Origin of the sequence: Selenomonas sp. WCT3 (genome assembly GCA_900100835.1) — a bacterium.
Taxonomy (GTDB): domain Bacteria; phylum Bacillota; class Negativicutes; order Selenomonadales; family Selenomonadaceae; genus Selenomonas_A; species Selenomonas_A ruminantium_E.
Map to the genome: position 1 here is coordinate 26,490 of FNCM01000016.1, position 24,828 is coordinate 51,317.

18 protein-coding genes and 1 pseudogene are annotated in these 24,828 nt (G+C 47.6%); all 19 read left to right on the plus strand.

Annotated elements, in window-relative coordinates; genetic code table 11:
• The first annotated feature begins 144 nt into the window (after positions 1-144).
• On the plus strand, positions 145-1,545 hold the full coding sequence (gene uxaC / locus BLQ36_RS11640) for a glucuronate isomerase (RefSeq protein ID WP_074515753.1): 1,401 nt from the start codon (positions 145-147) through the stop codon (positions 1,543-1,545).
• A gap of 29 nt (positions 1,546-1,574) precedes the next feature.
• Positions 1,575-2,033 (plus strand): YbjN domain-containing protein, encoded by a 459-nt coding sequence (locus BLQ36_RS11645; protein WP_074515754.1) that lies wholly within the window; start codon positions 1,575-1,577, stop codon positions 2,031-2,033.
• 126 nt (positions 2,034-2,159) lie between these two features.
• On the plus strand, positions 2,160-3,485 hold the full coding sequence (locus BLQ36_RS11650) for a flagellin (RefSeq protein WP_074515755.1): 1,326 nt from the start codon (positions 2,160-2,162) through the stop codon (positions 3,483-3,485).
• A gap of 142 nt (positions 3,486-3,627) precedes the next feature.
• On the plus strand, positions 3,628-12,282 hold the full coding sequence (locus BLQ36_RS11655) for a filamentous hemagglutinin N-terminal domain-containing protein (RefSeq protein ID WP_074515756.1): 8,655 nt from the start codon (positions 3,628-3,630) through the stop codon (positions 12,280-12,282).
• Positions 12,283-12,311: 29 nt separating this feature from the next.
• The gene (locus tag BLQ36_RS11660; RefSeq protein ID WP_074515757.1) at positions 12,312-13,997 is read left to right on the plus strand and encodes a ShlB/FhaC/HecB family hemolysin secretion/activation protein; all 1,686 of its coding nucleotides are present in this window, start codon (positions 12,312-12,314) and stop codon (positions 13,995-13,997) included.
• Positions 13,998-14,128: 131 nt separating this feature from the next.
• Positions 14,129-14,542 (plus strand): flagellar protein, encoded by a 414-nt coding sequence (locus BLQ36_RS11665; RefSeq protein WP_074515758.1) that lies wholly within the window; start codon positions 14,129-14,131, stop codon positions 14,540-14,542.
• 184 nt (positions 14,543-14,726) lie between these two features.
• Positions 14,727-15,005 carry a flagellar biosynthesis anti-sigma factor FlgM gene (flgM, locus tag BLQ36_RS11670; RefSeq protein ID WP_074515759.1) on the plus strand — a complete coding sequence of 93 codons (279 nt, stop codon included), beginning with the start codon at positions 14,727-14,729 and terminating at the stop codon, positions 15,003-15,005.
• 32 nt (positions 15,006-15,037) lie between these two features.
• The gene (locus BLQ36_RS11675) at positions 15,038-15,523 is read left to right on the plus strand and encodes a flagellar protein FlgN (RefSeq protein ID WP_074515760.1); all 486 of its coding nucleotides are present in this window, start codon (positions 15,038-15,040) and stop codon (positions 15,521-15,523) included.
• A gap of 32 nt (positions 15,524-15,555) precedes the next feature.
• Complete coding sequence (gene flgN / locus BLQ36_RS11680; RefSeq protein ID WP_074515761.1) at positions 15,556-16,026, plus strand: flagellar export chaperone FlgN; 471 nt, start codon at positions 15,556-15,558, stop codon at positions 16,024-16,026.
• A 59-nt stretch (positions 16,027-16,085) separates the two neighbouring features.
• Entirely contained in the window at positions 16,086-17,897 is a 1,812-nt protein-coding gene (flgK, locus tag BLQ36_RS11685) for a flagellar hook-associated protein FlgK (protein ID WP_074515762.1), read from the plus strand.
• A gap of 25 nt (positions 17,898-17,922) precedes the next feature.
• Positions 17,923-19,257, plus strand: coding sequence for a flagellar hook-associated protein FlgL (flgL, locus tag BLQ36_RS11690; RefSeq protein ID WP_074515763.1), 1,335 nt, complete (start codon positions 17,923-17,925; stop codon positions 19,255-19,257).
• Between the two features lie 87 nt (positions 19,258-19,344).
• Positions 19,345-19,923 carry a DUF6470 family protein gene (locus BLQ36_RS11695; RefSeq protein ID WP_074515764.1) on the plus strand — a complete coding sequence of 193 codons (579 nt, stop codon included), beginning with the start codon at positions 19,345-19,347 and terminating at the stop codon, positions 19,921-19,923.
• Between the two features lie 37 nt (positions 19,924-19,960).
• Positions 19,961-20,407 carry a flagellar assembly protein FliW gene (gene fliW / locus BLQ36_RS11700; RefSeq protein WP_074515765.1) on the plus strand — a complete coding sequence of 149 codons (447 nt, stop codon included), beginning with the start codon at positions 19,961-19,963 and terminating at the stop codon, positions 20,405-20,407.
• Entirely contained in the window at positions 20,407-20,634 is a 228-nt protein-coding gene (gene csrA, locus BLQ36_RS11705; RefSeq protein ID WP_074515766.1) for a carbon storage regulator CsrA, read from the plus strand. The genes fliW and csrA overlap by 1 nt, the downstream gene beginning before the upstream one ends.
• Before the next feature lie 40 nt (positions 20,635-20,674).
• The gene (locus BLQ36_RS11710) at positions 20,675-21,115 is read left to right on the plus strand and encodes a flagellar protein FlaG (protein ID WP_074515767.1); all 441 of its coding nucleotides are present in this window, start codon (positions 20,675-20,677) and stop codon (positions 21,113-21,115) included.
• A gap of 13 nt (positions 21,116-21,128) precedes the next feature.
• Positions 21,129-23,546, plus strand: a complete 2,418-nt coding sequence (gene fliD / locus BLQ36_RS11715) for a flagellar filament capping protein FliD (RefSeq protein WP_074515768.1) — start codon at positions 21,129-21,131, stop codon at positions 23,544-23,546.
• Between the two features lie 40 nt (positions 23,547-23,586).
• Positions 23,587-24,000 (plus strand): flagellar export chaperone FliS, encoded by a 414-nt coding sequence (gene fliS, locus BLQ36_RS11720; protein WP_074515769.1) that lies wholly within the window; start codon positions 23,587-23,589, stop codon positions 23,998-24,000.
• Entirely contained in the window at positions 23,990-24,340 is a 351-nt protein-coding gene (locus tag BLQ36_RS11725; protein ID WP_074515770.1) for a flagellar protein FliT, read from the plus strand. Before fliS ends, BLQ36_RS11725 begins: the two co-directional genes overlap by 11 nt.
• 212 nt (positions 24,341-24,552) lie before the next feature.
• Positions 24,553-24,828, plus strand: a pseudogene (locus tag BLQ36_RS11730) (flagellin); the annotation flags it as partial.

A 24,828-nucleotide genomic window follows, 5' to 3' on the forward strand; every position in this document is an offset into this window, starting at 1 on the left:
GAATAGAAGTCAATGAGCCTTTTTGTCATGGTATCTATTTCGTTTGAAGGCGTTTTTACAGGATTTTATGCAGAAAAGGCGAATAAAGAAAGTAAGTAAAGACAATTTTCGCTGGCAAGAATTCCGGCAAAGGGGGAGATTCGCGTGAAGAAATATATACAGGATGATTTCATGCTCCAGACTGAGGCTGCCAAGCGACTTTATCATGATTATGTGGCCAGCCTGCCCATCATCGACTATCGGACCCATTTGCGGGTTGAGGAGATTGCAGGTGATGAACCTTATCGCAATCTCACCCAGCTGATGCTGAAGAATGCACCGGAGAAGTGGCGGCTGATGCGGGCGAATGGTGTGGCAGAGAAGTACATCACTGGTGATGCTCCCGATCGTGAGAAATTCCAGAAATTTGCCGAAACCCTGCCGAAGGCCGTGGGGAATCCGATTTATTTAAACACGCACATCGAGCTAAAAAGATTTTTTGGTTGTGAGGAAATCCTTTGCGGGGAGACGGCGGAAAAAATTTGGAACGATGCCAATGCGAAATTAAAAGACCTTTCGCCACGAAAAATCCTTGAAAGGGAAAAGGTGGAGAGCTTGGGCATTCTGGTTGATCCGTCCGCTGAACTGCAGCGGTTCGGGCAGCTCCGTCAGGATAAAACTTGCTCGTCTGCTATCGTGCCAGTATTTTGCCCGGATAAAGCCCTGCGCATCGAGGATGAGGAATGGGAAAACTACATGAAATACGAGCTGGGAACTTCAGCGGGAATTGAAATCAGCACGATGCGCGATATCTATGATGCCCTATCAGCACGGATGGACTCTTTTGCGGCGTTGGGATGTTGCACGGCTGACCATACTCTAGCGGCCATTGGTTACTACCCGGCGGAAAACTTTGAACTCGATGATATCGTTGGCCGTACGATTAATGGCAAAGGGAGGCCTTCAGAAAAATCCCGTGAGCAGTACCAGACGGCGGTGTTGTTGTTCCTGGCCAGGGAATATGCCCGCCGCGGCTGGATTATGCAGCTGGAATATGCGGTGGTTCGTGACAGCAATACTCTGCGGGCACAGCAGCTGGGCCCCGATAAAGGAGACGACTGCCTGTCGAGCGGCTGCCGTGGCGACAATCTGGCCAGATTCTTCGACCGGCTCAACCGGGAGGAGAAAATCCCCAAGACCATCATCAGTTCCCGCAATCCCTCCGATGGAGCGATGATTGCCTCGGTAATCGGTGCCTTCCAAGGGGGCGAAGTGGTAGGAAAACTGCAACTGGGTGGTTCGTGGACTTTCCAGGGGGATAAGGCAGGCATCAAAGCGCAGCTGGCCAATACAGCCAACTTCCTGCTATTGGGCAATGCCATTCATATGCCCAGCAATGCCCGCAGCCTGCTCTACCTTAATCGGCATGAATATTATCGCCGTATACTCTGCAATTTTGTGGGAAGAATGGTGGAAAAGGGGGAGTATCCCGAGGATTGGGATGCTTTGGGCAAACTGATGGAAGATATATGTTATAATAATGCTAAGCAATACTTCGCAGATTAAAGATGACAAAAGAGAAGTGAGGAAACGATATGCCAAAGAAAACAAAAGGTGTCGAGAGCAATGAGAAGGCACTGAAATTCCAAGAGTTTCTCATTGAGAATAATATTGATGTGTTCAGTACGGAATCGGTGGAGGACGACTACTCCACCGTTATCTTCCGTTCACGCATTGAGGCCAAGGGGCAGATCCTGCCGATGGCCATCTTGATTGACACGAGCATTTTCACGGTCATTCGCACCCAGATCATCACGGGCATTCCCGAAGATAAACGCGGTGACCTCAAAGAGTACCTCAACGAGCTCAACACGCAGTACAAGATTTTCAAATACTATCTGCGCGAAGACGGCACGATTTACCTCGACATCTGCCTGCCCTTTGTCGATGAGACCTTCGACAGCAAGATGATTCAGCTGATGCTCAGTGTTCTCGTCCAGCATCTTGAGGCGGTTTACGAGAATATCATGGCGCATATCTGGCATAAAGATTAAATTTTACAAATCACTTAAGAAAAAAGCTGTATATACGATATAATGAATAGAAAGAAAGAGGTGCCTTTGCGGATAAGGCAATGGTATCATTATGATAGAATCGTATAACAGGGAGGTTTATCCACAATGGCAATGGTAGTAAAAAACAACATGTCAGCAAAGAATACGCTGAATCAGTTGGATAAGAATGACAAGGCACTAGCAAAAAGTCTGAAAAAAGTTTCTTCAGGGATGAGAATTAATAGTGCAGCCGATGACGCCTCGGGATTTTCCATCTCAGAAAAGATGCGCACGCAGATGCGCAGCCTGGACCAAGATATTGATAATGCTCAGACTGGTAACAGTATGCTCAAAGTCGCCGAAGGCGGCCTCCAGAGCACGGTGGATATCCTGAGCACGCTCAAGGAAAAAGTCATCAATGCCGCTAATGATACCAATACTGATGCAGACCGTGCTACGATTCAGAAAGAGCTGGATCAGGCTGTTGACCAGCTCGATGAAAATGCCAATGTGCAGTACAATGGCAAAGTCATGCTGGATGGTTCGCATAATAATCAGGTTGTAGGAAAAGATGGTGCTGGGACGAAGACGACTTTAGTCAATGAAGGTTTGTCGCCCGATACAGTTGAAGATGATCCGGTTACGGATTTAAAAGATAGTTCTGGCCGCAGCCTGGGGATTCAGTCAGACAGCAGGATTGAATTTTCCTATGTTCTCAAAGGAAAAACTTATACCAGGGTGTTGGATCCTGTTGAAGACACGGATTTTCAACATATGTTTTCGGAGAGTTTACCTAAGATTAATACAGATGCCATTGGAATGGGCTTTACAAATCTTGTGGGATACGATCGTATGGGAGAGCCGGTTCCTACTGTGGGTGGCAATAAAGCCATGGTTTTTACGGCAGGTAATCCTGGTATCGATGGACAGATTTCTGGCCTTACGATTAATGTCGTGAATCATGATGGTACGCCAAATCGGACAGCTAATTCCGTTTTGAATAATTTTGAGGAAATGATTCGTGCGGAGGATCCATCGCCAGATAATGCCTTGGTATTCCAGATTGGGACCAAATCGAATCAAACCGTTAAGATTGGCTTCTCGGATATGCGGGCGACAGCGTTGGGGCTTAAAGCGAAGGATGGTTCGACCCTCAATATCGGTACGCAGAAAAATGCCAATGCGGCTATCAGCGTGCTGGATTTGGCGATGCAGAAGGCGTTGAACCAGCAGACGACCGTTGGTTCTATGCAGAGTCGTTTGGAGTATACGGCCTCGAATCTGACGACGGCCAGCGAGAACACGCAGAGCTCGGAGTCGGTAATCCGTGATGCCAATATGGCCAAGGAAATGACCGAGTATACCAAGAACAATGTAATCACGCAGGCTGCCCAGTCGATGCTGGCGCAGGCAAACCAGAATAGCAGCCAGGTATTGAGTTTGCTTCAGTAACGAATGATAGATAAAAAACTCCCTTCAGGCTGAGGGGAGTTTTTCTTTTAATTTGTGGTTTCTTGTTAGATGGCGTACAATGGAAGTAGCAGAAAATACGTGAGACAAGGATAGATAATTCCGAGGGAATGGAGTGTCTGAGATGGGGCAGAAGAAACGAACGGAACAACTAGTACTTAACATAGGCATTGCGCTTACCGCCGGTATGTTCAGCATTGTACCGGTCGCTTATGGTGCGCCGGTTAGCGATGGCGTAAAAACGGCTGGGGTTACAATTGACCCGGTTGCAGCTGCGAATGCTGGCTGTGTGGATACGAATATCACCAGTACGGCGCAGAATAATGTCATCGGTTGGCAGGATTTCTCGGTAGCAAAAGGGGAAAGTGTCAACTTTAATGACAAACATAACTATTTGAATATCGTTTCCGGTCAGAATACTTCCCAAATCGATGGTGCCATCAATTCGCAGGGGGGCAATATCTATTTGGTCAACCCCAACGGCGTCATATTTGGCAAGGGAAGTAGTGTCAATGTTGGTGCTGGCTCGTTTAATGTCTCTACACGTTATCTCGATTCTGCTAAGACTGCGAAAACGGTAACAGATACTACGGCAATTCCTACGGTTATCGATAATGCATCGTCTACAATGGCTTCGGATATTGTCAATATGGGTTCGATTGCGGCTAATTCCGTAGTGCTCGAAGGTAACAATATCCGTTTTATGAACTCGGGAACGACGGATAATACAGTAAATGTAACAAACAATGATATTAGCTTTAATGCCGGCGGCTATGTGCATATTGGCAATACATCAGGGGCGGCTGTTGCAGGTTATAAAGTAAACGGCACGGACATTAGTACAATGACTGATGCGACGGCTAAAGCGAATGCAGAGGCTGATACTTATTATAAATTAATCAATTCCCTGAATAGTATTGCTGATGATGGTACAGGGAGCTACATGCTGTCTAGTAATATTGACCTGAATAATGGTGATGGCTATAGCAAAAATTCAGGTTCTTTTTCTGGTAAGCTGGATGGTATGGGCTTTACTATCAAGAATTTAGTAACTGCACAGGGATTGTTTCCAATTCTTGATGGTGCTGCTGTATATAATCTTGGTATTGTCAACGCAAAAATCAATGCGGATGGTACGGGGATAAAGAATCGCGGGTTTGGTGCTTTAGCTGGTAAGGCACAAAATGGTACGGTTATTGATAGTGTTTATAGTACGGGCGGAACGATTAAAGGGGCTGGCGCTGGCGGTATAGTTGGCCGGGCTGGTGGCGTGACGATTAATAATTCGTATAGTGAAGACAATTTATCAGGAAGTGCTACCGGTGGCTTTGTGGGATATGTAGAGGCTGGCGAAAATGAAATAACAAATAGTTATTTTGTTGGAAGTGCTTCTTATGTCTTTGCGGGAGGCGCTGCTTCGCAGGGCATTGATGGGTTGCCCAAAATTACGATTTCGAATAGTTATTCGAAGACGACAACGGGAGATTATTTTGAAAATACGGCAATAACAGCTAAGAATTCGGTGACATTGACAGCTAGTGGGGTGACCGTTTATGATTCAACGGGAACTTCAAAGAACTCGTCCGTTTATAGCCGGGAGGACATGAACTATCATAATGTTTATGAGTCAATGGGCTGGGATATCACGTCTACCGGTGGCGTAACAATCGACAAGAATACGGGAGCTGTTACTCGTCCTACTTGGCGTATCTATGAGGGGCGGAATACGCCTGTTTTGACTTCGATGCTGAAGGGAATCAAAACGGTATCGTATAACTATGGCTATTTCAAGGCGGATGGTTCCCAGGATACGCAGGTTGCGGTTTATAATAACGTAACGGGGAAAACGGGAATTGGCTCAAATGTCAAAGATGGTAAAAGTAATGATCTTCCGGCGTATGACAAGACTGCAGAACCTGAGGGACTTATCTATAATGGCGATACGCTGAAGATTGTCGATAAGGATGATAATGCGTTAAATGCCAAGGATGTCGCATCGTTCTTTAAGACAACGGGCGCTTCAACGGTGGATGTGGCCGATGTCAACTATGATGTCAATGGCCGGAAGAATTCGACCTATGATGCTTCTTCGAAAACGACAAATAAATTAGCGCTTCTTTGGTCGAACCAGCAGGGCTATGATCTCGTGGGGGGCAATATTAGCATTTCTCCGCGTACCGTAACTGTGAATACAGAAGACTTTTCCAACAAGAAAGTTGAGAAAGATTATGACGGCTCAGCGAGTGCGAACAATGCCTTCAAAAGCTTGATAAGTGGCAGCGGCACTACGTCTACGGGAATTCTCGCGGCGGATGCAGATAATGTTACGGTAGAATTCTCTGGTAATGTTTCGTTCGTTGATGGGAATGGACAGGCTGATTCCTCTGTTGGCACGAATAAAGATGTCAAATTTGAAGATGGCGGCTTTTCTCTGTCGTATAGCGACGATGCAGCAGGCAGGGCCGCCGAGAACAACTACGTCTTGGAGTCAAACTTTCAAGGTGGGCAGACGCTATCCGGAGTTGGTACGATCAATCAGGCAAAGTTGGTAATTGACTTTGCGTCTGGCTATGGCACGGGAATCAATAAGACATATGATGGCACGGCTGATGTAGTCAATGAGACTGATGCGAATAATAATATCACAAAACAAAATTTGCCAACGGCAGATATGTTTACACTGACAGGAATTATTACGCATAAGGATGCGAATAATAAAGATCAGGGAGAGGATGTTCGCATTGACCTTGGCTCGGCAACGGCAAATTATATCAATTCGGATGGAAGCACGACGAAAAATGCCGGCGATCATGCTGTTCGTTATGGCGGTTTGAAGCTCACTGGAACGGCGGCACAAAACTATCGTTTGGTCAATGCCGATGGCGATGTGCTGTACAGCGAGGCTTATAATGGAGTTGGCACTGATGTCAACAAAACGACCGGAGGCCATCTGGATGGTTCGGGAACCATTGCCAAGAAGAATATATCGCTGGGTGGTTTTTCGGTTAACGGTGCGGCGCAGGGTGCAGAGAAAACGTATGACGATACGGAGTTCTATGATGATGCGCTGGGACAGAATGTCTATTCCGATGAAGTCATCCATAACGCGGATAAAACGGTATGGGATGATTTGACCTTTACCGTAACGAAGGATACCAACGGTCATTCGGGCTATTTCACGAAGCAGGAAGGCAGTATGGATACTGTCGCTAATGCAGGTACTGGTTATGGCGTTGGTTATCATGTTACGATTGGTGGCAGTGATGCCGATAACTATCAGATCAACGGTGCCGATATCACGAATGGTTCTACGGCGATAGTGACTGGTTCAGGTGGCACAATCAAGAAGCGCGTGATTACGCTGGCACTGGGCGATAGGACAACTGATATCGACAAGACCTATGATGGCAACAATTCGGTTAAGGTAACGCATAACAACCAGTCGACGAGCGATATTGCGCTGTCGGATGGGCTTGTTCAGTATGCCGATGTCAGCGACCAGCTGATAACCACGGATGGGACGAAGTTATCCATTGTAGGCGAATACGATTCGAAAGATGTTAAAAAGTCGAATACCTATGGCCTTGGTGATGACCAGGGCATCAAGTATACGGTAAGCGTAGTGGATGGTACCATTGCCGGCAAGGCATCAAATTATGTGTTTAAAACGCAGGACGGTGCGGCAACGCAGACTATTACCGGGGCCAAAGGAGCCATCAATCCAGTCCACATCAAAAATATCCAGTTCGGCGATGTGGAAAAGACTTATGATGGCTCGGAAGCGGTGAAGGGCGAGCAGACCACAGATGTTATTTCGGTAGCGGATATCACCGATGGTACCAAGTCGGTGCTGGTCAGTGGCGATACCCTGGGAAGTATCGTTGATACGAATCGGATTATCGGAACTTATGGTTCAGGCAATACCGATGCAACCTTTGCCGAGAATGCCCACGTTCAGCGAGATAACAAAAATGATGTTATCAGCGGCACGGTCAAATACACGGGCAAGAAAGATGATGGGACGGCGCAGAGCCTTAAAAACAGCATCGTTTCGGATAACTATGCCCTCGATATTGACAGTGAGTACGGCAAGGGGACCATCAATCCGCTGACTATCAGTGACATCGATAAATTGAATCTGGACCATAGCACCATCACTAAGGCCTATGATGGAAATGCGTCGGTTGCCTATAAGGATGCTCAGGGAGTAGATCACACGGCGGATGAATTCGTCAACACCCTTCATACGACGGTGGGCAATACCCAGCTTAACCTCAGCTATACAGTTGGTGACGCCTACTATGCCGATGCGAATGTTGCCCGTGATAACAGTGGCAATGCAGCCAAGAAGAATGTAACCTATAAGATCAAGGTTACGGAAAATGGTGACTATGCTATCGATAAAGACCTGAAAGATGGTAATGGCTATATCACAAAGGTATTCCAGACTGTCAATAACGATGGTGGTATCATCACGCCGCGTAAGTTAAAGGCACAGGCTGCGGCTAGTGGCTTTACGAAGACTTACGATGCGACCAATGTCGTTTACGATGGCACCACGGCTCTTTCGGGAAATGGTGTCGTTACCTTTACCGGCTATGACAATGCGGCAGATGGTTTGGTCACTGCTGACCAGGCTGCCAACAACAGTACGGCAGTTTATCAGAATGTCGATGCTGGCACTGGCAAGGCGATTAACTATACGGCCAAAATCGGCACGGGCAGCGATGCGGTTGCCAACAACTACGATATTTATGTAGCTGATAATAATGGCGGCTGGACAAAGGGGACTTCCTTTACGGCGAATAACGGTACGATTAACAAGGCTGGCCTGTATGTGACCTTTGATAATGTCACGAAAACATACGATGGCAATGCCTATGTAAAAGATACCAATAATAATTCGCTCGTATCGCCGAATTATCATAATGGCATCAAGAGCCGGGACAATGTAGCTGATGATGTCCATGTAGCCTTTGCCTCGCAGGATGACTCGATGTTTGACAGTGCTGATGTGGCCCGGGATGCAAGTGGACAGGTGACGACGCAGAATGTTACCTATAAGTTCACGCTGGCTGGGTTGCAGGCAGGAAACTATTTCATTGCCGATGCCAGTGGTGCCGAGGTTACGACAAAAGAGGGTATCAAGACTGTTCTTAATGGCCTGGGTACGATTAAAACAAAGAACCTTACGGATGCTGATGTCACGCTGAACTTTGATACGGTCAATAAAGTCTACGATACCAGTTCGAGCATTACGTATAATCATTCGGCGGCGGACTATGGCGACCAGGCAGGGGCGAAGGATGCAGCAGACTATATCAATACGTTTACCATCGGCGGTGTTGTCCTGAAGAATGGGCAGACGGATACCAAGGGGACGAACTACAGTGCCGCTGGTATCTATCTGAATGCAAGCGGAAATGAGACTGCTGGCGTTGATGCCAATAAGGCGAAATTTACTATTACGCTGACGGATAAGGCAGTTTCGAATTTTGATTTGAGTTCCGTTTCGTTCTATAATTCGACGACTAAGACGCTGACCAAGACTACGGGGGCGAATACGGCCTCTATCACGCCGAAGAATGTCACGGTATCTTTCCATGACCCTGAGGTTACGAAGGTGTATAACGGCAAGACGGACGTGGTGACAGGTTCCACTCAGCAGAATCCGGATGGAACGGCTTTGGCTATCGGCACGAATATCCTCGATGTATCGGGAATTATCAGTGGCGATAAAGCTGAACTGGATCGTGGTAACATCAACGCCCGTTATGCGGATAAGAATGTCGCCTATGACGGTGCTGGCAAAGTAACTTCCAAGGATGTCTATTACGATGCGGTACTGAAGGGAGATAATGCGGCAAACTATAAACTCGTTTATGGTACGCAGACATCGTCACTCAATGCGGCGAATAAACCGCTCTTAACGCTTACGGGCAAAGGTACGATTACGCCAAAAGAGATAACAGCTGACTTTAACTACAATGGCAATGTTGCCGCAGCTGACTACAACAAGAAGACTGGCGATACGATCGCCAATAAGGCCTACGATGGCGAGGATACGGTCAAGTCCCTTTCCAGTAAGACGATCAATGGAGTCAACGGCGAGGTGATCCAGCTCAATGATGGCAGTATCAAGGGAACCTATGGCAAATGGACGGCTGATGCAAGTGGTACCCTGACAGGTATCGGTGCCGGCGGCCAGGCCGAAAAGGGCAGCTTCAAGGCCAATGGTGATGTAAACTGGCTGGGTACGGGCAGTACCGAGGATGAAAAGACTGGCTACAAGGCAGTCAAGTACACGGGACTCCAGCAGGCTTTGGAAAACGCCACGGATAAGAATGGCACCACAGGTTTCTTTGGCAAGAACTATACGATTGCCGATACGGTGTATTTCACCGAAGCAGCCCAGAAGGGCAAGATTCGCCAGCTGGCACTTACGGCCAAGGACATTCATGAAAAATGGACGACACCGATTACTAAGGAATATGATGGAACCGATGTGGTTCAGAATGCCAAGGACCATCTCGGCCTCTATACCGATGTAACGGGCTCCAATATTGATATCAAATACGATTTGAAGTCCGCTGTCTACGATAACGGGCAGGTCAATGTAGTTTCGGGTCATGGGGTAACCTATACCCTTAACGATTTGGAGCCCCAGGAGTTCACGAACTTCAAGATGGATACTGCGATGCTGGATTCGTTCAAGAATAAGACTTATACGAATACCGGCAGCATCACGCCGCGGGTACTTAAAATCAAGACGGATAATCTCAGTGGTTATACCAAGACCTATGATGGTGACACGACGGTCAAGGATGCCAATGGCAATATAATCAACAGCTTTGACTATACCTTTGAAGATGGCCACGGTATCTTGGATAAGGATAACACGGTTAACCTCACGGTAACAGGAGCCTACCAGGATAAAGATGCTAACGTTGACCCGGACAGCACGGCAAAAGCTGGCAAGCAGATCAACTATAAGCTGGAGCTTACGGGCAATACGGCCGGCAACTATACGCTGGACAGCAGCAAAACCACCAAAGGTGACGCTACCGAGACGGATGCGAATACCTATAAGGGTGATGGTGCTATCAAGAAGCGCGTGGTTTATGCCGATTTTGCCGATGGTTATGGCACAGGAATTGATAAGGCTTACGATGGAACGGCTTTGGCTGATGCCGATAAAAACCAGCGCAAGCACATCAATCTGCTGGATGGTACCGATGAAAATACGGGTGTCATTGCGACGGAAAAGAACAGCATTACGCTGCTGGCGGATTCCATCAGCGCGGCCTATGCTGGCAAAGATGTAGCTCGCGATTCCAATGGCAAGGTCACGACCCAGGGGGTATATTTCAGCAATTTCCAGCTTGATGGTGCGACGAAGGACAACTACGTAGTCAAAGCCAAAGGCGGCTCGGATAAACTGGTGGGAAGCGGTACCATAACGCCGTTGACGGTGGGGGTATCAATCAAAGAAGGGCCGGTTAAGGAATACGACCGCGATACTTCCCTTACGGGTAAGTATCTTACTGCGGCGAATATCAATGTCGATAACGCCAATATTATTGGTAGCGATACGGTAGGCGTGTTTATCAAGTCTGGTAACTATGCGGATTGGAATGCTGGGGATAATAAGGACTACACCTATCAGCTCGGCTGGACCAATGGCAACTATGAATTGGCGGGGGCTGCGGCAGGTGAAAGCCTGACCACCGATGGTATGACGGCAGCCCTCACGGGGCATAACGGCAAGATTGAAAAACGTCTGCTGATGGTCAAAGATGTTACGAGAGCCGATAAGGTATACGATGGCACCGATGGTGTGGAAAACGCTGCGGGCAATATCGTTCTCGATGACCGCATCATTGCGGGAGACAATATTGGCCTAAAGGTTTCGGGTACCTATGACAATGAGGATGCCGCCACCGGCGAAGACACCGATGCATTGCTTGACCATAATGTTTCTTATACGCTGAGCGTGGATAATGCCAACTATCAGCTGGATAAGACGTCGGCAGAGGGCAAGGGGACGATTCGCCGCAAAGGTCTGGATATCGTTGCAGATCCGCAGAAAATCAATGTGGGCGAAACGATTCCAACGTTCACAGGCAGTGTGAATGGCCTCGTAGTGAAGGACAGCGGTTTGGCAGATGCCTTTACGTTTGGCCCGAAGGATGAAACAGAACTTTCCAATGCAAATCCGGGCAAGTATGGCGTATATGGCTGGTATAAGGGCAGGTCGGCAGGCAATCTGGGCAAGAACTACACCTTCAGCCAGAATCCGGCCAATGAAGAAGCCTTTGTGGTCAATATGGTAGATCCGGGCCGTGAATATCACGATACGGTCAACCCGAAATCCCAGTTCCGTCCGGACCAGACGGCGTATCAGCAGTCTTCGATGGATGACGTCAGTACCTTCAATGAAATAGCCAAAGCAGCTCTCGAGTACCGTGACAATAATGGCACGGTATTGGGGATCACGACCATCAATAGTGGTGATATCCACGATGTTGAGGCCGGTGGCGATGTTTCGGAGGGCCTTGATGGCGACTTGAAGGTAGTCGGGGATTTGGACAGCCGTGACAGACTGGCTAAAATCGGCATTACGGGCAGTGATGTCGTCAATATGGAAAATGTCGATGCTGGCAGTGTAGCTAGTGTTCAAGTGGACAGCCAGGGTGAGATTGTAAATCTGGAGATTGTGCCGCTTTCCGGTGAAACGTCCAATCGTGATGCCGATGCGGAGATTCAAAACGCCGTATAACGATAAGGGAGAAAGAAGGATGCAGTAAGATGAAGAAACAGTGGAAGAAACAACTCACGGCAAGTGTGACAGCCGTTTCACTTCTCGGTGCGCTTAGTGGCAGTGCCATGGCGGCATCTTCTTTGTCAAAACCGGGAGAAGATGTCAAGCAGCAAATACCGGCACCAAAGGCCGAAGTTCAAGATGAGGCCAAGGGGCAGTCGCAGGTACAGCCTGAGGTGGAATTTACGATTGGGAATTTCACGCTGGATGCCCATGAACTTTATCTGGATAAGGCCGAACTTACGCGTATCCTTCAAAATGGTATGGGCAAGAACCGCACGATGAGTCAGCTCAATGTGACGCTGAACTCCATTACGCGGTATTGCCGACAGCATGGCTATCCAGCTGCCGCTGCTTATGTGCCGGCTCAGGAGAGCAGCGATGGCATGATTATCATCAAGGTGATTCCGGGCCGCTATGGCGAGATAAAACTCGACAACCAGACCCGCATGAAGGAAAAAGTGGCCAGGGGCTTTGTCAATGGTCTTAAACCCGGGGATATCATCCGGACGAAGAATCTAGAGTCAGCCCTGTACTCCCTGTCGGATATCAGCGGCACCCGGGCTGTGGGTGTACTGAGCCCAGGCAAGGAGTTCGGTACCAGTGATTTGACCGTTCGCATCGAAAAGGGCAAGGGGGCCAATACGATTCTCTACGTGGAGAACTACGGCAGCCAGAATTCCGGCCGCTATCGCTATGGCCTCCAGCACAATATCTACGATGTGGGCGGCAATGGCGGCAAGGCCAGTGTTGGTACAATGATTTCCAATGCCGATATGCATAACTACTATGCCAACTATGAGGCCCTTATCGGCCACGGCGGCACAATGCTGGGCTTTGGTTACAGCCGCATGGACTACAAGGTTGGTGGCAGTATGCGAAGCCTTGGCGCCAACGGTGTGGCCAATACCTACAGTGTATTTGGCAGCCGGCCGCTCTATCACTTTACGCGCAGCGGTCTGACGGCAACTTATGGTTACGATTATCGCAAGCTGAAGGATGACATGGATATGTTTAACGACAGCAAGCGGAAGCATTCCCATAGCGTTCATGCCGGCGTCAACGGCTTTGAGCGCCGCGACGGCTTTACGGCCAACTATGGTGCTACGGTTACGACAGGAACTTTGGGCTTTGACAGTGCTGACGCCCGCCGGACTTTAGCAGACAGTCATTCGGAGGGCCGTTTCACCAAGGGGGAGGCCAATGTAACAGCGGTTCAGCGAATCGGCCATCGCGCTGACGTGATGGTTAAGGGGAGCGGCCAGATTGCCAGCCGCAATCTTGACGGTTCCGAGGAGATGTATCTCGGTGGCTCCAGTGGTGTGCGTGCCTATCCGCAGGGCGAAGGCTCTGGTGATGAAGGCATAATGGGAACCGTGGAGACACGGTTCTATACCGATGTTCCAGGACTGGTGTTCAGTACCTATATCGATGGCGGTCACGTCTGGTTCAACAACGACAGATCCTTGGATCGTCAGGGCAGTGCTGGTTCACTGGGGCAGTGGTCTAGCGGCGAAACCCTCTGGGGATGGGGCTTGGGGCTCTCCTATACGAAAGCCAATGATTGGTTCACTCGTTTGGATTATGCCCGCCGTATCGGCGACGACCCGAATCTTTCCAAAGCCGCGCTGGCTAAAGGTCGTACGTGGTTTATGATGGGAAAAATCTGGTAAAATACAAAACAAGAAAAAAGAAATTGTTCGGCAGGGAGGAAATTTGTCCTTCCTGCCGAATTAATTTATATATACTAAAAGTAGTTATGATTGCGATGTAATAGCGGAATGCTTGAATAGGAGTGGAAGATATGGCAGGTAAAATCAAAAATTGTCCGATGTGTGGCAAATTGTTTGCTGATACGGGTCATCGCGTTTGTATGGACTGTTATGAGAAAATCCTTGAAAAAGAGGCAGAAGTGGTGAACTATGTTCGCGATAATCCGGGGTCGAAGATTCCGGAAATCGTTGAGGCTACTGGTGCACCAGAAGGCATGATCAAGAAGATGATCCGTGAGGGTCGCTTCGAGCAGATCGGTGTCAAGATGAGCTATCCCTGCGAGAAGTGTGGCAAGCCAATCATTACGGGCAAGATTTGTTCCAGCTGTCAGGAGGAACTCCATAAGGAGCTCCAGAAAAAGGCATCGGCAATTACTGCCGCCAAACAGGCAGCCAAACCGACCGGTCATGGGCACGGAATGTATTCGAAAAACAACCTTAGTTAATTGTCAAACATGAAATAAGGCGAAAAACAGAGAAAAAGGAAGAAGAACAGCTATAAATGCTATAAATGGCCGAAAAGCAGGAGTTAAGTCTCCTGCTTTTTTTTACGATACTTTAACCAGAAGACATAAAAAGAATCCTTATGGGTCTTAGAAAGTCATAGTTTTAAACAGGTGGTGAAATTATATGCTTATCAACAACAATATTCAGGCAGTGACTGGCGCTTACAATGTAAGCTCGACGGGTGGTGCAAGACGCAATGGAGCTGTAGACCGGGCACATAAAGCGGACGAAGTAGTATTCTCCAGTGAAGCCCAGACCTTCAGCAATATGTTGCAGAAACTTCGGGGGATGGATGAGAATCGCGCCGAAAAGGTAGAAGCACTTCGTCAGCAGGTTGCTGATGGGACCTACGAAGTAGACAGCAAGAGTCTGGCAGACCGTTTACTGGATACGCGTTTCTGATGAAAATCTATTCCTGAGAACGGAGGCAGCCTATGTGGCAGGAAATTGCAGCAATACTTAATGATCTGAATAAAGTTTATCTGCAGCTCATCGAGCTCGGGACAAGAAAGAAGAAGGCACTGGTCACGATTGACATGAAGACCCTTGAGGAACTTGTTAAAGAGGAAGATGCCTTAACGAAGAAAATCAGGGAGTTGGAGCAGAAGCGCCAGAAAGTGTTGATTCACATGGCTGTGGAAAATTGTTCCATCAAACAGGATACCAAGATGGAAGATTTGGTGCGTATGGCACCAACACCACAGTTACAGCAGATCTTGGGCCAACTCCATAGTTCGCTGTCGAAACATACAGCCGAAGCAAAAGAGCTGAGCGAGGGCAACAGCCTGCTTATTCGTGGAGCTATGCAGGCCGTTGCCTTCCATTTGAACCGGATTGGCGGCGCTACCGTTGAGCCTACTTATGGGCAGAGTGGCGGGGAAGTAGTCAGCCATCGGAAAAATTATGAATTCGATGCCTGAAGGCATATCGATAAAACAAGGGTGGGAAGATGATGAATGAAGTCATTAAACTGTTGCGCACGCAGCTAATGCTCTCGACAGAATGCCTGGAAAGACTCCAGGCAATCAAAACAGCACTGAAAGAGAACAGTGCCGGCAAAGGGGTAACAGAGGCTGTGCAGGCAATTGAACCTACCCTTACCAGGATTGGTCAGCTAGAGAAACTCACGCGGGAATTTCTCGAAAAGACAGGAAAGAAGAGAATGACTGCTTATGCAGCCAGCATGCCGGACTCTGTGGAAAGAGATGCGGTTATGCGGCTCTTATCAAGAATCCAGGGATTGGATGAACGCCTGCAGAGGGAACTGGCATCGACGCAGGCACTCCTGAAGCGAAGTAAGGAGTTTGTGGATTTTCACATTAATGTGATGACCCAGACCGCGGCTAATGACACCTATGCACCTCCGGGGACACCTGAGGTGGAGAATCGCCGTGGAATCAAGATGTTTGATGCAAATGTTTGATTCCCTTTGTGGAATGCGAAAAAGATGATAGGGAAATGAAGAAAGAAAAGGTGAGATAAATGCGTTCAACATTTTCTGGACTGAATACGATGGTTCGTGGTGTATTTGCCAATCAGCTGTCGCTGGATACCGTCGGCCATAATATCACAAATGCTTCAACGGAAGGATATTCTCGTCAGAAGGTCAATCTCGCAGCAACGAGAGGCCAGGGAGTATCCTCTCTTTATGGCAATGTTATGGTTGGTACGGGCGTTGATTCGATGTCCATCGAACGTGCCCGCAATATTTATGCCGATAAGCAGTTTTGGCAGGAGACCTCGACCCAGGAGTACTACAAGACGACGCAGGTCAACTACGAAAAGGTCGAGGCTGTGTTTGACGATTCGGATAAAACGGGTATCCTGAACGCTATGGATGAATTCTACAAGGCTTGGCAGAATCTGTCGAAAGACGCTTCTACAGCAAGTGCGCGTGTAGCAGTCATCGAGAAGGGCAATACCCTAGCCGATAGAATCAAGACAGCTGGACAGCAGCTCCAGTCCCAGATTAATTCCCAGTATGATGATATGCGGGTGACGGTAAATAAGATCAACGATACGACCGCTCATATCGTCGAATTAAATAAGAACATTATGCAGCAGGAAGCAACAGGGGCTTCGGCTAACGATTTACGTGACCAGCGCGATTTGCTGGTCGATGAATTGTCGAAATACATGAATCTTAACGTCTATGAAGATGAGAAGGGCATGTATTCAGTAGTATCGAATGGTATTACGATGGTTGGCGGTGTGGAACGGTTGACCTTGGAGATGTCTGATCCTATCAATAACGGGGATTATGGCATTAATGATTATGTCATCAATATCAAAGAATCTGGTATCACTTTCCTGCCGCAGAATGGAAGCCTCAAGGCCCAGCAGGACACCATTGCGGAGGATAAGGCATATATTGATAAGCTGGCTGACATGGCAGGTTTCCTGCTTACGACATTCAATAACATGCATCAGCAGGGCGCTGGTATCAATGGGACGGACAGCTCACTGGGGACTTTTGTCACGCAGCCGGATGGTACGGTAGTCGATGAAAGTGGCAGAGAATATAAAGGGCCGCTCTATGGCATGAATTTCTACGGCGACGATAATACGGTATATGAATGGGATGCCGACAATCATCAGATGAAGGCAACGCTCATGACGGCCGGTACGGTTGAGCGTTCGATTACTTTCACAGAGACGAATAACAGTGATGGTACGGTTACGAGAACGCCTAAAGTTGATATCAGCGGTACGGTAAAATCAACGGATACGGTCCGCGGCATCAATATCATCACGGCGTTGACGGTTAATGGCCAGCTGTCGAAGACTGGCGGTCAGAATAATGTGGCAGCACGTATCTTTGCTGTGGAACAGAAAACGGATGAGAATGGAAAATTACTGGACGGGCAATATGAAATTGTTCCGAATGGTTCCAAAGATGGTACGAACGCGGTTAATCTCAGTGCCCTCATGAACATGAGCGGCTCGGAGGCCCAGAAGTACAATACGGCGAACATTCATCTGAACCACAGCGGCGAGGCAATCTCGACCTCGGCGCGTGCGACTAATGCGGATTCGCTCAACGCCTACTACAATGCGATAACTTCCCGGCTGGGGAGTGATGCAGAATCCTTGAAGGCCAAAGAGAGTTCGCAGGAAGATTTGATTACGCAGATTGTCAATTGGCGTTCATCGACGGCTGGTGTCGACTGGAATGAGGAACTTACGAATATGATTACCTTCCAGAAGGGATACAGCGCATGTTCGCGCTGCTTGACGACCATGGATGAAATGTTGGATCGTTTGATCAACAATACGGGTACCGTTGGCAGATAACATTACGATAATGAGGTGAAATAAAATGTCTATTCGCGTAAGCAGCAACCAAATGGTTTATGGTTATCAGAAACAGCTTAATGATGCCAACAGCCGTCAGTCCAAGCTCTTAGAGCAGGGGGATGGCAGCAAGCTCCATCGTCCTTCTGATGATTCGGTAGCATATTCCAAATATCTTCGTTATACGGTTTCGGAGAATGAAAATGTTCAATACCAGGATAATGTCAGTACGGCACTTTCTTGGATGAAGACCTCTGATGCGGCGCTGGTCAACATGACGAGCATCCAGACCACCTTTAAAGAGAAGACGATTGCGGCGGCTAACAGCACCAATAATGCCAGTGATATGACGGCTATCGCCAAGGAAATGATGGCGGAGATCCAGGAGCTGGTATCGCTGGGGAATACGATGCAGGGGGATAGCTATGTATTTGGCGGTCAAAAGGATTTGACGAAGCCGTTTATCATGTCGATGGAAGAAGTAAGCCGTGGCCTTGCCAAAACGCTGGACGAAAATCAGGCAGCCTTTTTTAGTGGCGATGGCGCTGTCGATGATTCTGGTAGTATGAAGCAGATGCTGACGCTCAAAGGTGATGACGGTAAAAAATATTATCTCAATACGAAGAATGGCAAGGTTTATAGCGAGGACTTTGTGGAAAATGGCTATAAGGATAAAATAGCCAGTGAGTCCCGGAAAGTGGTCAAGGATGGAGACGAAGCTGGTACACTCACTGACTGGGGGGGCAGTACGGATGTCGCAAGGTATTTTGCCAATACGGGAAAGATAACGCCAGATGGAGAGTCGTTTAATCCCACGATAACAGTGAATGGTGCAGCGGTTACGTTGCAATTTGATACAGTTAAACAGCAGATTGTTACCTACCATGGTGACGATAAAGGTGTCTCTATGGTAAAGAAAAATGGTTCGACAGAGCCGGTAGCCGACACGGTCAATGTTACGGGACCAGAAATTTTTGGTACGGATATCTTTGACGATCCGGCTTCAGGCAATAAAGCATCCGGTACAGCGATGCTTAATCAGATGCTTACGGTTCGTGCCAAGGTACAAGAAGGGAATCATAGTTGGTTGACGACGGATGGCCAGACCGTGTCGGATACCGCACACGCTACTACGGTAAATACGGAAACGAAACTTGGTGCTCGCCAGCAGCTTTATCAATCGGTACAGACCATGCTGGAGAATCAGAATGAGTTGATTACGTCGGATATCTCAAAGGTAAGTTCTACGGATGTAGCCAAGCTGGCGGTGCAGCTCATGCAGGAGCAGACAATTTACAATATGAGCTTGTCCCTTGGTGGCAGGATTTTGCCCCAGTCGCTGGCGGATTACCTGCGATAAGAGGATAGCTTAAAGCTTAGAAACATAGTATAATATAGGTAGATAAAGGATTAGCAGGATTTTCCTAGGGAAAGGGTGAAATAATCTATGCTGCGGTTAAATATGCGGACTACGCAGCCCATTATCGGGATGCATACGCAGCTTGGAAAGCTGGAAGCCCATTCGACACCGGCAAAACTGCATACTGAGAATCGGCAGGCCCGGTCTAATGCGCATTGGACGCAGCCGACCGTTGAAATCAATCAATATCCGAGTCGTCATTCCTATGGCTTTACGAATCATACAGATTTTGCCAAGGAACACGGACAGCAGGGATTCAGTGACTTAAAACAAACAACATCCCGTTGGACAGAAGAGGCTTGGGATAATATTGAGAATGGTGGCAAAAAGGGAAAGACGCCGGTCAAAGACCGCTATGATAGCAAGCTGCAGCAGGAAATCCGAAAGCAGCGGCATATTGTGGCCAATCTCATTCCTGATCCGGAAATTCATTTTACGCCTGTGAAGGCGGACGGAGATGTTGATCCTGGTGATGTGACCGTCAAGATTGATACAGACGCCTTTGCCAAGACGCATTTTACGCCGGGAAAAGTCGAGACCTATTTGAAGCAGAAACCGGATTTCAAGCAATGGGTTACGGAAGGCAAATACGATATTTACGCATGAGGTATTAATGCATTGTGCGGATTTGGAGGCGTAACAAATGAAAAAGGTCAACACACTACGGTTTGGCGAAATTGACATCGATGAGGGAAAAATCGTACATTTCGAAGATGGTATTCCAGCCTTCGAAGAGGAACATGAATTTGTCATCATCCCTTATGATGATGAAAGTCCTTATGTATTTCTTCAATCCCTTTCCACACCGGATTTGGCGTTCTTGATGACGATGCCGTTTGTATTCTTCCCTGAGTATGAATTTGAGCTCGATGATGAGAGCCAGGCAAAGCTGGGAATTGAGGAGCAGGAGGAAATGCTCATTTATTCACTGCTGACGATTCCAGGCGGCAAGGTATCTGAGATGACGGCGAACCTTATGGCACCGGTTGTGGTCAATACGACCAATATGCAGGCTCGCCAGTTGGTACTTGATAAGAGCCGCTATACCACGAAGCATAGATTGTTTCCGGAAACGAAGGAGGACAAATAATGCTCGTACTTACTCGTAAACCCCGTCAGCAGATTATGATCGGTGACAACATTGTCATCAATATCGTTGAAGTTCAGGGAGATAATGTTCGCATCGCGATTGATGCACCTCGTGATATCAAGATTTACCGGGGGGAAATCTACCGCGCTATCCAGGAAGAAAATCAAAAGGCTGCAGCACCGGCACCAAAGGATTTGGATCTCAGTGTTGCTTTACCAAATAAATAATTTAAGGAAAGCTAATATATAAATCTACGGAGGGATTACAATGATAGGCAAAGTCCAGGATATGGTGACATCGGCTATTGTTATTGGCGCGATGGACAAGGCTAGTGCAGATAGTTCGGTTGCCACCAGCAAAAATGCTAATGCGGAAGTAGCAACGGCGAATGCGTTCGAAGAGACTTCTGCTGCCGATTATGTAAAGCAGGGAAATGCCGCTCAGGATGCAAAGAATGAGCAGCAGGAAGATGAGCAGAAACTCGATGAGGAAACCGTCAGCTATATGACCGAAGAGCTCAACGAGCTTATGCGTAAAATTGATGCAAATCTCGAATTCCAGTATCATAAGGAAGTCAATACGATGTCCGTAAAGATGCTGGATAAGAAAACGGGTAAAGTGCTCAAGGAAATTCCCCCGGAAGAAATGATCAAGCATATGATTCAGACAAGGGATTGGCTGGGAACCTTCCTGGACAAAAAGGCCTAAGGAGGTGTAGGAAATGGCTGTAAATGGTATATATGGACTCTCGGGTTCGGGTATCGACGTTGACTCCATGGTAAAAGTCGGTATGATGTCCAAACAGAGTGAATATGACCGCATGTATAAAAAAGAGGTCAAAAACGAATGGCTTAAGGAAGCGTATACGAGTGTATATTCGGATTTATCGACATTCAATAACTCCACGATGTCAAAGTATAAGATGTCGGCAACGACCAGTCCGATGAGTGCGGCAAGTTCTTCCTCGACGGTTGCTACTGCGGTAGCAAATGCCGATGCAGCAATTATGTCGCACACGGTAACGGTAGATCAAACTTCCAGTAATGCTTATTTACTTACGAAGACGACTTTGAATCGTGCCAATACAAGTACGGCAGCGGATAAAAGCATTTATCTGAAAGATGTGATTTTTGATTCGGCGAAACAGGCAGAGATCCGGGCAAAATTGGATGATGCAGCAACTGGCGAAGAATTTGCCAAGCAGACAGCTGTCTCGTTCAAGATTGCTGATGGTACGACGACGGAATCTACGGAAAAGACGATTTCGTTTACCTATGAAGATATCTTCAACAGCAATGAGACGCTGAATGACTTAGTATCGAAAATCAATAGTTCTGGTGTAAATATGCGCGCATCTTACGATAGTACGAACGATGCCTTCTCGCTTTACCAGAAAGAGGGCGGTACGGCGAACCAGATTATTCTGTCAGCTGGGACTGATACGTCTATTGCAGAAAACAGCAATGGCCAGACGCTCATAAAGAATTTGCAACTAGCCAGTGTAACCGTTGAGACGGATAGCAATGGCAATAAGGTCAGTAAGCTCTCCAACGTCGTTGACATGTCAACGACTGATGGTATTGGCAGCGTCGCAGCCAATTCGATGCTGGTGGCCAAACTTTCTACCGATTCGTTGGCTGTAACGGAAGAGACGAAGCTTCGTGATATTTTAGGTGCGAATCCCAGCAGTGATACGGCAAACTTTACGATTTCCGTAGGCGATGGGGAGACCAAAACGTTTTCGGTAGAAAACATGGCGACTGCTACCGTCAAAGATTTTGCTGATGCTATCAACAATACAGGTTTAGGCCTTTCGGCTATGGTGGGAAGCGATGGTACCTTTGCAGTTTATGCAAAGGATGGCAGCAAGGTTACGCTGGCAGCAAATAGCTCCAGTGATGCCACCAGTCTGCTGAATAAATTTGGCTTCCAGAACATCGCTGCCAGTGAAAAGAGAATGGCGGCAACGGATAAACTCAGTACGCTCTTCACTTCGGCAGGTGATAGCAATGCGCTGAAGTTTACGATTTCGGATGGAGGAACTCCTAAGGAAATCTCAATTGCCGATGCCAGCACGGCTACCGTACAGGATTTGCTCGATAAGATCAATGCAGCGGGCTTCAATGCTCAGCTCAATGATGCCGGAGAGCTGGAAATCGCAACGGATAGCAGCAAGGTAATCACGTTTGGAGTCATCAACAGTGATGGAACAAGCGAGGCCGCCAATTCCCGTGCTTTCATTAACAGTCTGGGCTTCACGAGCAAAGAGCTTACATCGGACAGTTATGGTATCAGCGCTGCCGGAACGGATGGCAAAATCACGATCGATGGTAAGGAATACACGTCTACTACTGGCAAAGTATCGGTGGGCAACGTGACTTACACCATGCTGGCTAAAGGAACGACTACAGTCAGCGTTACGCAGGATACGGATAAGATTGTTGAAAATGTAAAACAGTTCGTTGAAGATTACAACAAGATGATTGACGAACTCAATAGCAAATACAATGAACCCCAGTACAGGGATTATGGGGTCCTGACCAAAACGCAAGAAAACGGCATGACAAAAGAGCAGATTGAAAAGTGGAATGAAAAGGCTAAATCCGGTCTGCTTTATCATGACCAGACAATTGGCAAGATCATCAGTGCATTGCGTGAGGCTATCTACACCCCAGTGTCATCGGTCGATAGCAGCTATAACACGATGATGTCTATCGGAATTTCTTCCAAAACGGATCGCGGGCATTTGCAGCTTGACGAAGATAAGTTGCGCAAGGCTTTGTCAGAAGATCCGGACTGTGTCCGTCAGATTTTCTCGTCCTCGGGTGATGAAAAGAAGACATTGGCAGATGGAACGGTTACGACGGTTACCAACTATGATAAAGAAGGCGTAGTCAACCGTATCTATGATAAACTCAACGCTTCGATGAAGACGATGAAATCCTATGCAGGAACGTCTACCTCGGCATCGGATGGCAGCACGCTGGGGAATCTGATTCGTGACATGCAGACCAAGATGTCGAACTTCAAGACACTGATGGATGCGTTTGAAAAGACGCTTTACAAGAAGTATGATGCGATGGAATCGTCTATCCAGCAGCTTAGCATGCAGATGAGTTATATCACCGGCGGCAACTAAGCGGATAGCGTTTCAATCTAGAAACCTAGGAGGCACGTAAATGGTAAATAATGCAGCTGAAGCTTATAAACGCCAGCAGATCATGACGGCAACGCCGGAGGCGCTGACGCTCATGCTTTACAATGGCTGCCTGAAATTCATGAATGAAGGCAAGGATGCCATTGAGGCGAAACAATGGGAACAGGCGAATACTTCCCTGCAGAAAGCGCAGAATATCATCTCGGAGTTCCGCATTACGCTTAACATGGAATATGATATCAGCAAGCAGCTTATGCCGCTATACAATTACACCTATGACCGCCTCGTAGAGGGAAATATCAAGAGTGATACTGCTATGGTGCAGGAGGCTATCGATATCATCAAGGAGTTGCGTGATGCTTGGGCACAAGCGATGAAAAAAGCGCGTCAAGACTCCGGCACCAAGAATGTGCAGGGTGATAGCTATGTCGGCTAAATCAGCGATGGAACAGGCAAAGGCGAACTGGGAGATGTATTATACGCTCTCCCAGGAGCTTTTGAAGTTTATTGGCAAAGAGGATATCGATGAGTTCATCGACCTTACGCAACAGCGGGAGAAGCTTGTGGCGCGAATGAAAGGTTTGCCGGAAACAGAAGCGTATCGCAAGACAGCTGAATGCCAGGCGCTTATCGAGCAAATCAAGCCACTGGATATGCAGATCATTTATAAGGCAAAATCGTGGCTCAACAAGTCAAAACGGCAGAATGCTACGGTTCATGCCTATGATTTACAGGGAATCAATCCGCTGGGAAATATTTTGAATAAAAAATACTAAAAAATACTAAAAAACACTTAAGATTTGTGAGGTGTCTATCGATATATATAGTGTAATACAAAATGGTAATACGTAAGCTGCTAAGGAAAGCGGCGGTGGTCAGCTAGCAGCCCCCGAAGTTAACGGAACAGCTTACTATTATATAAGGGAATAACGGGCATGGATGTCCGTTACAAAATAATTTTTCTGTATAATCAGGGAGGAATATTATCATGGGTATGGTAGTTAAAAACAACATGTCGGCAGTATCGACGCTGAACACTCTGAACAAGAACAGCAATGCACTGTCCAAGAGCCTGCAGAAAGTATCTTCGGGCATGAAGATCAACGGCGCAGCCGATGATGCTTCGGGCTATGCGATTTCTGAGCGCATGCGCGTTCAGATCCGTGGCCTCGACCAGGCAAATGCTAACACGCAGAACGGCAGCAGCATGATGAAAGTTGCTGAGGGTGCTGTAAGCTCCACGGTTGACATCCTGAAGACGCTG